10 protein-coding genes and 4 pseudogenes are annotated in these 15,685 nt (G+C 59.9%); 7 read left to right on the forward strand and 7 right to left on the reverse strand.

The annotated features are described in order from the left end of the window. Positions 1 to 278 precede the first annotated feature (278 nt). The 4 genes from EDF57_RS24360 (at position 279) to EDF57_RS24375 (ending at position 4,653) form a co-directional block, all read left to right on the forward strand. Positions 279 to 698, forward strand: a complete 420-nt coding sequence (locus EDF57_RS24360) for a hypothetical protein (RefSeq protein WP_134096244.1) — start codon at positions 279 to 281, stop codon at positions 696 to 698. A 94-nt stretch (positions 699 to 792) separates the two neighbouring features. After that, positions 793 to 1,182, forward strand: a complete 390-nt coding sequence (locus EDF57_RS24365; RefSeq protein ID WP_166675394.1) for a DUF2628 domain-containing protein — start codon at positions 793 to 795, stop codon at positions 1,180 to 1,182. 91 nt (positions 1,183 to 1,273) lie between these two features. Beyond that, a complete protein-coding gene (locus EDF57_RS24370) occupies positions 1,274 to 3,352 on the forward strand; it encodes a DEAD/DEAH box helicase (protein WP_134096246.1) in 2,079 nt (692 codons plus the stop codon). Next, positions 3,280 to 4,653, forward strand: coding sequence for a DNA-processing protein DprA (locus EDF57_RS24375; protein ID WP_208324955.1), 1,374 nt, complete (start codon positions 3,280 to 3,282; stop codon positions 4,651 to 4,653). The genes EDF57_RS24370 and EDF57_RS24375 overlap by 73 nt, the downstream gene beginning before the upstream one ends. Positions 4,654 to 4,671: 18 nt before the next feature. On the opposite strand, the gene EDF57_RS24380 is transcribed toward EDF57_RS24375, so the two are convergent. Both EDF57_RS24380 and EDF57_RS25710 read right to left on the reverse strand, forming a co-directional pair. After that, on the reverse strand, positions 4,672 to 7,254 hold the full coding sequence (locus EDF57_RS24380; protein ID WP_166675395.1) for a UvrD-helicase domain-containing protein: 2,583 nt from the start codon (positions 7,252 to 7,254) through the stop codon (positions 4,672 to 4,674). A gap of 624 nt (positions 7,255 to 7,878) precedes the next feature. Then, positions 7,879 to 8,055, reverse strand: coding sequence for a hypothetical protein (locus EDF57_RS25710; RefSeq protein WP_166675396.1), 177 nt, complete (start codon positions 8,053 to 8,055; stop codon positions 7,879 to 7,881). A gap of 101 nt (positions 8,056 to 8,156) precedes the next feature. Between EDF57_RS25710 and EDF57_RS24385 the strand changes: the two are divergent. Then, positions 8,157 to 8,774: pseudogene (locus EDF57_RS24385) on the forward strand (IS3 family transposase); the annotation flags it as partial. 325 nt (positions 8,775 to 9,099) lie between these two features. Here the strand turns inward: EDF57_RS24385 and EDF57_RS24390 are convergent. From EDF57_RS24390 to EDF57_RS24400, 3 genes are all read right to left on the reverse strand, one after another. After that, the gene (locus EDF57_RS24390) at positions 9,100 to 9,492 is read right to left on the reverse strand and encodes a flagellar biosynthesis repressor FlbT (protein ID WP_134096248.1); all 393 of its coding nucleotides are present in this window, start codon (positions 9,490 to 9,492) and stop codon (positions 9,100 to 9,102) included. A 150-nt stretch (positions 9,493 to 9,642) separates the two neighbouring features. Further along, positions 9,643 to 11,496: a methyl-accepting chemotaxis protein gene (locus EDF57_RS24395; protein WP_134094033.1), complete on the reverse strand. Its 1,854-nt coding sequence runs from the start codon at positions 11,494 to 11,496 to the stop codon at positions 9,643 to 9,645. 301 nt (positions 11,497 to 11,797) lie between these two features. Beyond that, complete coding sequence (locus tag EDF57_RS24400) at positions 11,798 to 12,700, reverse strand: flagellin (RefSeq protein WP_134096249.1); 903 nt, start codon at positions 12,698 to 12,700, stop codon at positions 11,798 to 11,800. A 332-nt stretch (positions 12,701 to 13,032) separates the two neighbouring features. Between EDF57_RS24400 and EDF57_RS26140 the strand changes: the two are divergent. Then, positions 13,033 to 13,270 (forward strand): annotated as a pseudogene (locus EDF57_RS26140) (helix-turn-helix domain-containing protein); the annotation flags it as partial. A 511-nt stretch (positions 13,271 to 13,781) separates the two neighbouring features. After that, the gene (locus EDF57_RS24410) at positions 13,782 to 14,612 is read left to right on the forward strand and encodes a class I SAM-dependent methyltransferase (protein WP_134096251.1); all 831 of its coding nucleotides are present in this window, start codon (positions 13,782 to 13,784) and stop codon (positions 14,610 to 14,612) included. Positions 14,613 to 14,977: 365 nt separating this feature from the next. Here the strand turns inward: EDF57_RS24410 and EDF57_RS24415 are convergent. Both EDF57_RS24415 and EDF57_RS26145 read right to left on the reverse strand, forming a co-directional pair. Next, positions 14,978 to 15,094: pseudogene (locus EDF57_RS24415) on the reverse strand (transposase domain-containing protein); the annotation flags it as partial. A gap of 5 nt (positions 15,095 to 15,099) precedes the next feature. Continuing rightward, positions 15,100 to 15,320, reverse strand: a pseudogene (locus EDF57_RS26145) (IS21 family transposase); the annotation flags it as partial. Positions 15,321 to 15,685: the final 365 nt, after the last annotated feature.

Consider the following 15,685-nt stretch of genomic DNA (forward strand, 5'->3'; position numbering starts at 1 on the left):
GCCCTAAAACCGGAGCCATTCACGCCGAATTCCAAAAGGATTGAGCTTCGGTCGCTACCCAGACCCCCGCTGCGACGTTTCCGTAAAACTTCCGGGTATTCGTACAGCAATCAGTCTGCCATCCACCCGTTGATGCGGCAGTCGGGCAGGTCTTGCTCCGATAGGATCGCCTCCGATTACAATTTGGAAATTGCTGGCGAAATTAACTAATTATCCTATTCATCGTTTTTAATTAAAGCGCTATTCAGGAACGGCGGCTCGAGCTGAGGGGGGTTCTGTTGAGTTTCGATGTGCGGAGCAATCCGTTTGCTCTGCTAGGCGTTTCCACGCACGCCACTCGTGACGCGATCAGTCGCGCCTTCCCTGACCGCAAGCTCGTCGTGGACACGGCAGAGCATGCTCGTCAGCTGGAAGTCGCCTGGCAATCCGTCTTCAGCTCCCGTGATCGCTTGGCCGCCGAGTTCGCATATGTGCTCGAACTTTCAGACCTGACGCGCGCGCGATGCTTTTCTCACTCGACGGCAGGAAGCCGGCGCTTATCGCCATCAGCCCAGGCCTGTCCGAGATCACTCGAGTACCGCGGCTTCCTCAACGAGCTCTTCGAGACCTATGCGATCAGGATCGCCGGCTCCGTCGATGCCTTGGCCGATCAGATTGACACCGTACTGAAAGAAATCCTGGGGCATGGCGGGTTCTAAACGCGCGCTGCTATATAGAATGTCGTGCCTGTAATTGTTCACACACTTAATGAATGCGGGCATTAAATATTGTGATTGAGATAGGGGGGATATTTTGAAGGAATTTAATGTTTATTCGAGCCCGAAGGGAAAATTGGGCGCAGTGAAGAACGGATGGTGCTGGCCCGCGTTCTTCTTCGGCTCGTTCTGGTCGCTGTGCAGCGGATTCTTTCTGGCCGCGTTGATCATGCTACCCATCGAGCTCATTCTCAATGTGGCCTCTAACGGACTTGAGAGAGGCCGCGACGCCGGCGAAATGCCCGAACCCATCGCGATGGCCGTCCTCGTTATCACCGTCATCGGGCTCGGAATCCGTCTGGTCTACGGCGCGAAGGGCAACACCTGGCGCAGAGCCCGATACCTCCGGCAAGGCTGTGAACTGCGCGGAACGGTCAGCGCGGCAAGCAAGGCGGATGCAATCGGCCAGTGCGGGACATTCGATTGAGCGTTGCCTCTTCTTACAAGGTTTCCCGACACGATCTGAAAAGCGGCAATGCGCCCAGCTGCGGCCATTCCAGGAAGGTTTGATATTCGGAATGCCGTATGACCCTCAACGCGCTCTTCAACTGCTGCGCTCAGGCACTGGAAACAACGACGCGCATTTCCGAGATGGTCAGGAAGATGCGATTCGGCACATCGTCGATGGGCTTGGCCGCCTGCTCGTCGTGCAGAAGACCGGATGGGGCAAGAGCTTCGTCTACTTCATCGCGACGAAACTGCTGCGAGAACAGGGCGGCGGCCCAGCCCTCCTCATATCGCCGCTGCTTGCGCTAATGCGCAACCAAATCGTAGCGGCCCGGCGCATGGGCGTTCGCGCTGCTACGATTAATTCAGACAATCGGGATGATTGGGAACAGGTGGCAGCCAGCGTCATCTCCGGCGAAGTCGACATTCTGCTGATTTCACCCGAACGCCTCGCCAACGAGCACTTTCGGGCCCATGTCCTTGCCCCCATCGCGGCGCGCATAGCGTTGCTAGTCGTCGATGAGGCGCACTGCATTTCCGACTGGGGCCATGATTTCCGGCCGCATTACCGCCTGCTGGAGCGGATCCTACGTGCCATGCCGCACAACATGCGCCTCCTCGCGACGACTGCCACGGCGAACGATCGCGTCATGGCCGATCTGGTCAGCGTGCTCGGGCCGAACCTCGGAGTCTCGCGCGGCGAGCTCAATCGCAGTTCGCTCGCGCTGCAGACCATCCGCATGCCCAGCCAGGCAGAGCGCCTGGCATGGCTCGCCGAAAGGCTGGAGACGCTTGAAGGGCACGGCATCATCTACGCTCTCACCGTGCGCGACGCTCATCAGGTAGCATCGTGGCTGAAGAGCCGCGGCCACGACGTGGAGGCCTATACCGGTGAAACCGGCGATCGGCGAGAAGTTCTCGAGCAGGCGCTGCTGGACAATCGCGTAAAGGCCCTGGTAGCGACCACTGCGCTGGGCATGGGTTATGATAAGCCGGACCTGGCCTTCGTCATCCACTATCAGATGCCCGGATCGGTGGTGGCCTATTATCAGCAGGTTGGCCGCGCGGGCCGAGCTCTGGATGCCGCGCATGGTGTACTCCTCAGCGGACAGGAGGAAACCGACATCACCGAGTGGTTCATCCGCAGCGCCTTCCCCACGCGTGCGGAAGTAGCCGAGGTGCTGGGTGCGCTGGAGGACGAGGAGGATGGCCTGTCGATCCCGCAGCTGTTGGGCCGCGTCAACCTGAGCAAGGGGCGGATCGAGAAGACGATGTCCCTGCTATCACTGGAGACGCCGGCGCCCGTCGTCAAGCAAGGCACGCGATGGCAGCTGACTGCCGCTGCCCTGAGCGAAAAGTTCTGGGAGCGGGCCGAACGGTTAACGGACCTGCGGCGGGCGGAGCACCGTCAGATGCAGGCATATGCGAGATTGCCGTTCGGAGAGCATATGAGATTTCTGATCGATGCCCTGGACGGCGATCCCGATGGCGTCGGCGCCCCACCGCTTGCCCCGCTCCCAACCGAGACCCGCCCGGATCTGGTGCAGGAGGCCATTGATTTCCTGCGTCGGATCAACCTGCCGATAGCTCCGCGCCTTCAATGGCCGCAGGGCGGGATGCCGAAATACGGGGTGAAAGGCTGGATCGGCGACGCTCTCATCGCACAGCCAGGACGCGCCCTGTGCGTCTGGGGTGACGCTGGCTGGGGCGCTTTGGTCCGGCGAGGCAAATATCAGGATGGTTGCTTTGCCGACGAACTAGTGGACGCCTGCGTGACGATGCTGCGCGAATGGAGCCCCCGGCCCCGCCCGACCTGGGTTTCGTGCATACCGTCGTTACGCCATCCGGACCTTGTGCCGGATTTCGCCGAGCGCCTGGCGCGGGCGCTGCAGCTGCCGTTCCATGCCGTTCTGGCCAAGGCCGATGACAGGCCCGAGCAGAAAACGATGAAGAACAGCACGCAACAGGCGCGGAATATCGACGGGTCACTGGCCCTCAATGGCCAAGCCGTGCCACAAGGGCCGTTGATCCTACTTGACGACATGGTCGATTCCCGCTGGACATTCACGGTGGCCGCATGGCTGCTGCGCCGAGCGGGCAGCGGCGCGGTGTGGCCGATGGCGCTTTCCCAGACAGGGCACGACGATTGATGCATTCCCTATCTTCCAATGCCAAAGCAATACTACTGCTGACGGGGCCCCTGCTCGCGAAGGGTGGCGGAGAGCGGGAAAAGGTGCTGTCGCTCGGCGAGTACAACAAGCTGGCCAAACGGTTGGGGGAATTGGAGCGTGAGCCGGCCGACCTGCTGCTGCCAAGCTCGGATACGCTATTGAAAGATTGCGCCAGCGTGATCGAGACCGCGCGGCTCTACGGCCTGTTAAACCGTGGCTTCTTGCTCGGGCAAGTCGTCGAGCGATGGCAGGCACAGGCGATCTGGGTCGTCAGCCGTGCCGATCCCACCTATCCACGACGACTGAAGGACCGCCTGAAGAAGGATGCGCCGCCCATACTTTATGGTTGCGGCAATGGTGCTCTGCTGGAGGCGGGAGGGCTCGCCGTTGTCGGCAGCCGAGACGCCGACAGGGATCAGGCGCTAATGGATTACACGACCGCAGCGGGAGCGCTTTGCGCCGATGCCGGCGTGCCCATCGTATCCGGCGGCGCTCGTGGCGTGGACCAGACCGCCATGGATGCGGCACTGAATGCAGGAGGCCGGTCTATCGGCATCCTATCGGGCGACCTTGAGCGAGGGGTGCTGAAGCGTGCTAATCGCGATCCCCTGATAAACGGACAGCTCGTTTTGTGCTCCCCTTTTGATCCCAGCGCAAGGTTCCAGCCTTGGGCGGCGATGGCCCGCAACAAACTGATCTACGCCTTGTCCGATGCCGCGCTGGTGATTGATGCAGATCCGGTCAGAGGGGGAACCCGGGACGGAGCTCTGGAGCAGCTCAACAAGCTGCGATTAGTCCCCGTTTATGTTCGGGTAAACGGCTCGCCTTCCGCTGGGCTAGACGCGCTGCGCAACAAGGGCGCCCGCGACTGGCCTGAGCCGCGGAATCCAGATGAACTTCAGCGTGTGTTTGATGCCAGTGCCACGCCCGAGGCCCCTTCGCCGGAACTTCCGCTGCTCCAGATGGCTGAGGATCCGCAACCGGTAGCGCCGTCCGCTGCGGACGAAGACAAGCCCCAAAGCGATCCCGTCGCCCCTCCGACGTCGAACCCGGTGATTGTCCAGCAAAGCCCTGCAGACCTGCTCTTTACCACCGTCCGCATGATAATCCTGCCCCTGCTCACTAACGTGAAGAAGGACGCAGAGATAGCGCAGGAACTCGGCGTCGAAAAAGCCCAGGCCAAGGCGTGGCTGGTCCGCCTAATGGGCGACGGTGAGATCGTGAAGAGCAGCAGACCCGCCGGATATGTGGCAGTGGCGGATCACCCCAGCCTAATCTGATCGCCCTGTTACCGCCTGTCAGTCCGCGACCCGCCCCATCGCCGGGCCGGATGAAAGCAAGGGCGCCGTTGTCAGGCAATCGGGATAGCGCGAGCAGCCCACGAAGGCATTGTAGCGGACGGGCCGGATCTTCATCCTGCCTGTCTGACAAGTCGGACAGAGTTCCTCAGCACCCATGGGCTTGTCGAGCCTGATCCGTCGCGCGGAGGTCGCAGCCTCGGCCCCCATCTGCCGGGCCCCACGATCCCGCCGGATGGTGACGTGACCGGCCCTGGCCATTTCCACAAGGAAGCGGGAGGGCGCGGACGTAGAAGTGTAAATCCTCAGCTGTCTGCGCGCTCGCGTCATCGCGACGTAGAATAGCCGCCGTTCCTCAGCCATGGGAAAGGTCTCGGGGCGAGGCATCGCGAGCTGCAGCACCGGATCATCGACCGACTGGTTAGGAAAACCGAGCCTGTCCTCCACCACGTTGAGGAGCATCACGAAGTCGGCTTCAAGCCCCTTTGCTCGGTGTACAGTACGGAACCGGATGTCGAGCAAATCCTTGAAGCGTCCGCGCCACTGCTCCAGCAGACCTGGTTCGTCGTGATTATATCGCCCGAGCAGCAGGACATCTATCCGGCGGCCGCCGGACATTTCCAATCTCCCCGACGAAGCTTGGTAATGCATGCGCTCCAGTTCCTGTTCGAGCAGTTCGCGCGCGCGATCCGGCGACGGGCACGCGGTTATGACCAGCGCCGGCCCTTCGTGTGTGTTGGTCGTCTGCACGGTCTTTTCGAACTGGCGCGGATTGGCGCTGACGAAGGCACTCGACACATCGCACAGGGCGGCCGGGCAGCGGAACGTAGTGGTGAGTTTGAGCTGCGAGGAATGCGTAAAAATCCCGGAAAATTCCGTCATCACTGAAAGGTCTGCGCCGGCGAACCGATTGATGCCTTGCCAGTCATCCCCGACGACACACAGGTGCCCGTCATCACCGGCCCGCGTCAGCAATGACTTAAGCAGCTTCACCCGGACGCGCGAACTGTCCTGGAACTCATCCGCGAGAATGATCTTGAAGGGGCTCTTATATTCGTCGGATTGAATGAGGCTGACGGCCTGGAGAAGCATGTCGTCAAAATCGATGCTTCCGGCATCCCGCAGGCGCTGCTCCCATTTTTCGGCAATCCGATCATAGAGCGAGACGAATCGTGACAAGCGAGCGGTATGGATCCCCTCTCGTCCAGCGGCGATAGCATCGTGCAATTCGGAAGAGGTAACGCCGCCTCCCTTCACGTGCTGCTGGAAGGTGCGGATCAGATCAGCAAGCTCTTGGGTACTGATAGGACCGGGGCCCTTCCCCCTGCGCTCGGGGTCGTGCCGCAGCTCCACACCACGTTCGCACAGTGCCCTCTCAAGCAAGCCAAGGTCCGCACCGCGACGCAGGCCATGGGACGTCGTCTCGAATAGCTCGGTGCCCAGACGTTCATGAAGGGCGCGCTTCCAGGCCACGCCACCAGCGTAATCGCCTTCGAAATGCACAGGCGGATTGCCCCTTGCATCGAGCGCGAAATGTTCATGATAGAGCTCGATCCCGGGATAATAGAAGTCCGGCCGATACTGCCCATGAGTTTCGGTGGCCGTATCGTGCTCGTGGGGCCGCTCATACTCGTAATCGACATGGCGATAGAACAGCCAGTCCGCGATCATCCGCTCTTCCTGGCTCTTCACGAATTCGCCTCGGGCGGTCTGAATGACACCGCGCTCTGATACTTCTTCACGCTGATCGGACAGGTCTTCAATGTCACCGATGTCTCGCCCGTAAACGGTGCGGAACACGTCCCATTCCTCGCCAAAGCCCGGCGATACCCGGCGCAGCTCATCCACGATGGCGACGATCATCGCCACTTCCTGCCGGGGGGACCCAACCCAGGAGGCCACAGACGGCTTGCGGCCCGTCGCTTTGGCGATCACCTTGCGACCGAACTCGTGGAACGTCTCGGCCGTGATGTTTGCAGAACGGTCATAGCCGCTGAGGCGAGTGCGCACCCGCTGCCCAAGCTCCTTGGCGGCGTCCCGGTTGAAGGCGAGCAGCAGGATCTGTTCGGGTTCTGCCAGCCCCGCTTCGAGAACATATCCTGCCTTTGCCACCATCGTTGACGTCTTGCCCGATCCGGCGGCGGCCACTATCTGCAGCGCATCGTCCATACAGATACAGGCATCCATCTGTTCGTCGGTCAGCGGGCTTTTCTCGATCGACTCGAAAAACTGGCTCAATCCCGCCTTCCTCTTGGCGAGAAAGGCGATATTATGGGCCGCGAACTCCCTCTGGAGGCGCGCTTCCGGACTGAGCCCGAACGCCGTCAGCGAATAGGAAGGCCAAGCATCCTCGGGCGGCGGAAACCGGGCGACGATGCGTGCTGCGCGACCACGCGGTATCCATTTGGACTTATCAACCAGTGGCTCCCACTGCGAGCGCCACTCGGTATATATGCGCTCGTGATCGACCGGTTTCTTGGGTGATGGCGAAGACGACCGGTCTCCCGAACCACTTCCGGAAGTGGAATCGCCCCCAGCTTTGGCGAGCAGCCCCAATGCTCCGAGAAGAATCCATTCGATCATGTGTGCGGTATGGATTTCATCGTAATCTGCTACTCGAACCCTAATTCTAAAGCATTTCCTAGTGTTCATACAATTATTTAGATAGGTCATTGCACCAAATTGCTAACATCGCACTACCAATGCCTGAAAAATTCACATCAAGTAATGAGGAGGAATGTGCGCCGGAACGAGCACTGATCAGAGCTCTTATGGTGTACTTCGTCTCCGTGACATTGACGGCTGTAGCAGTGCCGCCTACAAATCTGATCCGGCCCCCGTTTCGCCGGACACCCTCAGGGGGTTACAAACTGAGCCGCCCTCAGCCCAGCGGACACCTCGCCTGTTGCGCTTCATTCCCACCGCAGACTGGCCGCTCAGCAAACCCTGGGGTCGGTTCGATACACTCGGCAAAGCAGCGGTGGGCTATGGCGCAGGCCATGACCTCGTCACCGGTGACGTGTCGACGCCGAGTCGCTAGACGAGCTTTCCGCATCCCCAACACCGCAGCGCTGGAAGGCTTCCCGTCTCGCTCACGCGGCAATACCGAAGAATTCTGCGAGAACCTGTTCGAGCGGGAGGAAAATGCGATCGCGCGCTCTTCGCCAGAGGTGGCGACCTCAAAGTCCTGAGCCGAGCAGGTCCTCGTCAAGTGAAGGCACAGCCTGATTGAGCATGAAAGGCTACTTCAAGCGGTCCGTTAACCTTTTGGAAGACCGCACTTTTCCCGGATCGATTAATTCGCTCTCCCTTTGGCAAACCGGCATGGCGTCGGCGCTCTGAAATCGGCGCATGCACCGTTTGCAAATCGGAGAACGCCTTCATGAATGACATGTCCTTTCCGCCTCACACGTCCACACTCGCCTCATATCCGGAGAAGTAGGACGCTTGGCTCGAACGCGGATGGCATAACGTGCGGGTGCAAGCTTCGATCCCGACGCGCGAAGCCGGTGCGCACCACGGTCTCGGACAAGGCGGCGCCATGCCCGCTCGATCAGGTCAACCGCCAGTTTCATGCTCCGGCGCCGAACATGCTTTGGGTTTCCGACTTCACCTATGTCGCGACCTGGGCAGGGTTCGTCTATGTCGCCTTCGTGATCGACGCCTACGCCCGTTACATCGTGGGTTGGCGCGTAAGCAGGACGGCGCACGCCAGCTTTGTGCTGGATGCGCTGGAGCAGGCTATCCACGACCGACGGCCCGTTCATCGAGGTGGCCTGGTCCATCATAGCGACCGCGGTTCGCAATACGTGTCCATCAAGTACACCGAACGTCTCGCTGAAGCCGGCATCGAGCCATCCGTCGGCAGCGTCGGCGACAGCTACGACAACGCTTTGGCCGAAACGATCAACGGCCTCTACAAAGCTGAAGTGATCCACCGCCGAGGACCTTGGCGCTCGTTCGAAGCCGTCGAATACGCCACGCTGGAATGGGTCGACTGGTTTAACAATAGGCGCCTGCTGGAGCTGATCGGAAACATCCCGCCCGTCGAAGCCGAGCAACACTACTACGCCATGCTGGACGACGTCCCACTGGCTGCCTAATTTAAGAAAACTGGCCTCCGGCAATCCCGGGGCGGTTCACAGAATGGTATGAGAAATGACCCGAAGCCTTTCTGCGTAGGAATACATGATCGACCTTCGCGAGGGCCAAATTTTCGTTCGCATTCCTCGAGTCACGTCTAGTGGCCATCAATAATTGCTCTTAAAGTCGCTCTAGGGAACGAACTTTACGCGATTTGGTGGGTGAAATGACGCGTTAGGCGCCGGATGCGGCGGGCTACCGGCGATGAGTGGTCGGTCGTGAGTTCGGTGCGTGCGGATTCGCCGATAACATCACGACAGACGACTTTAGCCCGATCGCAAAGCTTTATGTTCCTCTGCAAAGAGCCTCAGTCTCATAGCCGATGATCCATTTGCAATCTGCTAAGGCCTTGAAGAAGCTGCCGGCCGCTACATTCTCGGCAAATCGAACACAAACGGCTTTTGCTTCCGGCGCTTCGAACGCTTCGATCAAAGCTCGTAACTGCTGGAGGAGCGTCTGCTGGTGCTTTTCAAGATGGATGGGATCGATATAGGCCATCATGCAGGCAAAATAGAGCTTCCGCGCGGGCGTCGTGGCCTCTTCCGGTTTCATCACTTCGCGACCGCGAAGCACAGTAGCTTCCGTTTCGACCAGGAGATCTGTGCGTGACATGGTGCGGAGGACTACCCCATTGACGATTACGGGCTCACCCTTTTTCAAAGTTAGACGAAGTGCCATGTTCTGTGCCTCATTTTCGGGTCTTCTTCCGAATATCTATAATAGGACGCGCGCAGATCTTCCGGAAACGGAACCGAGATTTTTCAGCCGGGACCGCGTTCCCGTTCAAATCTCTTTTCATTCTGTCCGGTTCGCTAGCTTTCTTTTAGTTTAGAAGTCCATCCAGTCATCCGCCGTGGCGAGCGCTTTCATAGGCTTGCGGATCGCTGCCGGCTGCATCGGCTGAGCAGGGGCGAACGAGGCTGCTGCAACCGTACGGACCGGCGCGCGCATGCCTTCGTGTCCGGTGCGGAACATGGAGGCACGATCCGAAAGCGAGGTGACCTCGCTGTTGAGGTTGCGTGCCGCGGCCGAGGTTTCCTCGACCATCGCCGCGTTCTGCTGCGTGGCTTGGTCCATCGTGCCGATCGTCGCGCTGATCTCGGTGATCGTCGAGGACTGCGCCTGGTTGTCGCTGGCGATGTCGCTCAGCAGCGAGTGCACTTCGGTGACGTCGCCCGAGATGTTCTGCAGGGCGCCGTCGACGCGCTGCACCGCTTCCACGGCAGTGCCGATGTCGGTCTGGGTGGCGGTGAGCTGTTCGCGGGCGCGCTTGGCTTCCTCTTCCGAGCGCATGGCGAGCGCCGAGACGAGATCGGCCACGACTGCGAAGCCGCGACCGGCATCGCCGGCACGCCCTGCTTCGACGGCGGCGTTCATGGCCAGCACGCGGGTCTGGAAGGCGATCTTGTCGAGACCTTCGATCACCGAGTCGATGCCCTTGGCGCTTTCGCTGACGCGGCCCATGGCCTGCACGGCCTCGTCGGCGATCTCACGGCCCGAGCCGACCACGTTCATCGCTCCATCGGCGCGCTGGACGGTGCGACCGGCGGCGGCGGCGGTGGCGCGCAGGCGTTCGTCCATCTGGGTGATGGCGGCGGAGGTTTCCTCAAGGCTGGCGGCGTTGCTCTCGGTGCGGCGGGCCAGGTCTTCCGACGCCTGGGCGATTTCGCTGGAGCCGGTGCGGATGGCCACGGCGCTTTCGGCTACGGCGCCGATCAGGTCGCGCAGGGCGCCGACGGCGGAGTTGAAGTTGCTCTTCAGTTCGCCGTAGGCGGGCGGGAAGTCGGCATTGATGGTCTGGGTCAGGTCGCCTTCGCTGATGGCCTGGAGGCTGGAGCGCAAGGTGGACGTGACCAGTTCCTGTTCGCGGGCACCCTTGGCGTCCACTTCGGCGCGGCTTTCGGCGGCGGCGCGGAACTGTTCGACAGCCTCGGCGATCTCACCGATTTCATCGCCGCGCTCGCGGTAGGGGACTTCGGCCTTGCCGCCTTCGGCGAGCGTCGAGGTGACCTGGGCGATGCGGCTCATCGGTGCGGCGACCGAGCGGTTGATGAGCAGCCAGATGAAGACGATGAGCGCCATCGCGCCGAGCGCCAGCGTCACGCAGAGGATCATGGCGGTCCGGGCGGTCTGGGCGCCGTCTTCGGCCTTGGCGGCAACGCGTTCTCGGGTCAGTTCGATCAGCTTGTCGGTCTGCTCGATCATGTCGTGCGAGGCCTTCTTGCCGTCGCCCTTGATGAGCGCCATGGCGCCGTCGTTGTCGCCGGCGGTGCGCAGGGCGAAGATCCGGTCGTTGACCTGGGTGAGCGCCAGGGCGCGCGTGCGCAGGTCGGCGGTTTCGGCAGCGAAGGCTTCGTCGCCGATGACCTTGTAGGCTTCGACCGACTTCAGCAGGTCCTCATCCCCGGACTTCAGGCGGTCGCGCAGGTTCTGGGCGTCGGCGGCGGAAGCGGCGTTATAGTAGCTGTAGACGATGATCCGCAGCTCCTTGACGTTGCTGATCACGTCGGTGAGCCCCGACATGCCGGCCATCCCGCGCGAGACATGCGCCTCGGCCACGGACTTCAGCTCGCGGGTCGAAAGGAAGCCGTTGATGCCGACGATGGCGATCATGATGTTGATGATCGAAAAGGCAGCCCACAATTTCTTGGGCAAACGCCAATTGTTCAGAAATTCAAGCATTTGTAGTCCAGTTCCTGCTTGGGGGGTCGGTCCCGCCGTGGGCGCGCCATTTTTATTATAGATCGACGGGCAAATCGCGGGCGTGGGAGGCGTGGAATTCCTTGCGAAACCGCCGTGAAGACGGCCTGCGTGGCTGCGGCGCTCGATGAATTGCGGCCGCGATCTCAGGAAGGCTTCCGGTGCGTCTTCGGCCTAACCCCGTTTCATGGTTCCCGAAACGACAGAAGGCCGGGATGGCGAACCATCCCGGCCTTCCAGACGACCTGTCTCCCGGCGAACCGGGAGACCATCGAACTTCCGATTAACGGAAGAGTGACAGGATCGTCTGCGGCGCCTGGTTGGCGATCGACAGAGCCTGCACGCCCAGCTGCTGCTGGACCTGAAGGGCCTGAAGCTTCGCCGATTCCTTGGCGAGGTCAGCGTCGACGAGGTTGCCCACGCCGGCAGTGACCACGTCGGTCAGCTTGCTGTTGAACGACAGCTGTCCTTCGATCTGGCGCGAAGCCGAACCGAGTTCGCTGAGGCTGGACTTGACTGCGTCGAAGAACGTGTCGAGTTTGCCCGAGAGCGTCGAGGCAGCGCCGGAGCCGGTCGCCGCAATCGTCGTGGCGTCCGTCAGATCATCATCCTCCGCAAGGTTGGCGATGAAGTCGTCCGTGGTGCCGTCGCCGAACGCGGTTTCTGCCAGGTCGGTGAACGCTTGGTTTTTGACCTGCAGCGTCTCGGTACCCGAGATCGACTGAAGAGCGCTGACCTTACCGTCGGTATCGACGGTGGTCGATGTGCCTTTCAACAGGTTGGTGCCGTTGAAGTCCGAGCCTTCGATGATCGTGTTGATCTGCTTCTTGAGAGCAGTCAGATCCTTCGAGATTGCAGTACGGCTTTCCTGGTCGAGGCCCTTGTCCGAGGCCTCCAGAGTCTTGGACTTCATCTGATTGAGGATGTCCGAGATCTGTTCGGCACCGGCGACAGCCGTGTCGGTGACGCTCTTAGCGTTGTTGAGCGAAGTGGTGACTGCGCTCAGCTTGCCGAGGTCGCCACGAAGCGTCTGGGCAACCGTGTACTTTGCCGAATCGTCCTTGGTCGAAGCGACATTGAAGCCGGTGTTGATGCGGCTCTGCACCGTGTTCATGCCCTTGTTGGTCGCATTGAGGCTCTGGAGAGCGGCCATTGCGCCAGCATTGGTGTTAACCGAAAACGCCATGTTTTCTTCCTTCTTGAATGCAAGCCCATTCTAGGGCCAGTTGGCAGAAGCTCCGCCACCCGCAGCGCCAAACTTTTTTGGCGATAAATGCATTTTAGGAAGCAGATGATGAAGCGGTCGCAGTCCGGATTTTTTTTGTTGAGATCGCTGTGGTGAGGCGCCTGACAAAATAGCGTCTCACATGGGAAATCATTCAGGTCGGCCGGGATGAAGCTATCAAGCGATATCGGAAAGAATCCCCTTATACCAAGGTGCGCTGAGGCTGACCCACGTGGGGGATTCCCAAGTCGCTGAAAATCTGATTCGACGTTGCAGGCACGTGGAGGCTTGCGATGGCGGCAGCGATTGGTGTTCGATCTGACTACACACCGGCGGATTTACGTCGGTTTGCGCGGCGAAGCGGTGATGTCGATCAGGTTCGGCGGCTGTTGGCAGTGCGCTGATACTGGACGGCGGGAGCCGGAGCGAAGCGGCAAGGTTGCTGGCGTCACGCTGCAGATCGTGCGGGACTGGGTGCTGCGGTTCAACGCGGACGGCCCCGATGGGCTGGCGACGCGCAAGGCGCCGGGGCGGGCCGCGAACCTCGCATCATCCTTGCTCATCTGTCCTGCCTCCTATCGGAGGGGTCAGTTTTCAATGACGACGGGGGCGATGCGGACGAAATCCCGGACCACCATGGAGGTAGTTCATGTTTTCCTACGCAGACAGGATCCGGGCGGTTGAGGGCGCCTGAGAGAAGCTGGCGACGGGGCATGCCCCAGCACTAGCTGGCCATCTTCAGCATTCCATGGAGTCTACCCCACCCTGGTGCAGACGAGTGGACAATCCAAACGAGACAGTGATCACCGAGTGCTTGGCGCAAGCATTGGCTGTCGGAGGCCAAGCTATACTGGCGCAGCTTCCTCAATGATCAAGTCACCCCAGCTCAAAGTCTGAGTGGGTCTGCAGTTCCTATAACATCAGCTGGCCTGTGCCTCTCGCTGAAGATAGCTTGGCGAGGAAATTTTGGTCTACGACCACAGAGATCATTTGAAATCAAGTCCAACCCGTAGATGGTGCGCCTTGATGGGGTGCTATATCTATGAATAAAAATGCTGAAACCTTTGCCGACCTTATTGAAACGTGCGACGGAATGCTGGCCGCTCATGTTTATGAGCGGATTTACAAGGTGGGCTTGCGCGGGGGAACCATCGTCGAAGTAGGCACCGCTATGGGGGCTGCTACCGTGGCACTTGCATTGGGGTTAAAGGCATCTGGCAAACCCGGTCATGTGTTCAGTTTCGATCCCATGACCGGAGGGCCGCGGAGATCAATCAATACAACGCCGGAGAGGCTAGGGCGTATCGAAGAAAATCTTTCCAGATACGGCGTCCGCGACTTCGTCACCGTTACGCCAAGAGATCTTTACGATGGTTTCAGCGCCCTCCCAAAGGACGAAAAAATCTCGGTACTGATGCTCGACGCGGACGGAAGGATTGATAGGGACCTAGCCACGCTGAGAGGCCGACTCGCGGCCGACTGCTTTTTGATCATCGACGATGTCGCGGATTTAGTGCGAGTAAAGCGGCATAACAAAACCTATCGAGTTGACAGCAAAATGAGATTGTCGTGGCTTCTTACAAACATGCTGATCGAGAAAGGTCGTCTGTCTCCAGGCGAGCGGCTCATCAACACATACTTCGGAGCGTCTATTGGTGAGGGGCCCATCATAAGCCCGGGAGAAGCACTCGAGGTTTACCGCGAACTCGTTTTCCAGTCAGCGCCCGCCAATCTTCTACAGCGCATGAAAAACTCCGCCATTCATTGGCTAGAGGCTCTTGGACCAGACATCACAGCGAAACTCCGTAAGGGGTACCGCGGGGTAAAATATCGGGACGGCCGTACTGAAAATTTAGAGCGTAAAACTATTTAAGGTCGAAGCAGAACTGGGCATGCGAATGCGCTTTATGCGACGTTAGCCTCGGGAGGCGCCCCCCGATATGGCGAGTAATGCTTCCTTGAGTTCAATTTGGCCGGGAGGACGTTTTAACTTCTACTCGCTGCGACCGTGACTCAATAGTAGTAAAGGGTGATCACATGCCGCTCCGGCTCGGCTTTCTTTTTTTGGTGCCGACTCAATTTCATTAGTTTATCAACGGTAAGCGGGTATTTCATAGCGCGGCGCTTACGGTGGCGGGGCGGCCATCATAATTGGGGCTGGACAGCACACCGCAGCCTCGGGGGCGGTCAGGCGTGCCTTTTGAAGTAGAATGGCAGCAGATCGTCGAGATCGGCGTGCTAGGGGCGGCGGGGGAGTTCAGTGAGGACGTGGCGTAGCCACGCGAGGGGCTCGACGCCGCGGGCGCGGCAAGTCAGCATCAGGCTGTAGATGACGGCGCTCGCGCGTGCGCCATTTGCCGGAAGAGTTTGCGCTCCAGCACCGCATCATCGGCGCAGCCCTCCGGCATCGGCCTTCTGTCCAACCCTGCCTCACGCGCCCGCAGCAGGTAAGTCGAAACGGTCGACTTGCTCAGCCTAAGCCGCCACGACACCTCGTACACCGAAAGCCCAATTTCGTGGGTCAGCCGCAATATCGATCTGATGTCACGTCCGCTCGTCTCGGTTGCTTCCGTCTCGGCATGGTGTCTCCAAGCTCTGCTTGCTGGAACGTTCATGCTGAACCGGTGCACTCATTGACCAACCGCGCAACTGTCCGGGACTTAGCGAAATGCCGGTCCGGGACTTTCCGAAACACGCACTCAACCCAAACTTCACAAGCTCAGTCGGCTAGAGGCCGTCGAGAATATTCTCGATATTGGTCTCATAGGAAACGACCGTCGTCGGTTGCAGATCCCCAACCTGATTTGCCGCGTTGATAGATGTCTGCAACGAGATTTCGAGTTGAAGAACCGTAAGCGCCGACGGAACCCGGCCTTGACGCTAACCGCTTAGGCTGCGCAGCAGCGCTTGTACTTCCTGCCCGAACCGCATGGGCACGGATCATTA

It is taken from the genome of Novosphingobium sp. PhB55 (genome assembly GCF_004368805.1).
Taxonomy (GTDB): domain Bacteria; phylum Pseudomonadota; class Alphaproteobacteria; order Sphingomonadales; family Sphingomonadaceae; genus Novosphingobium.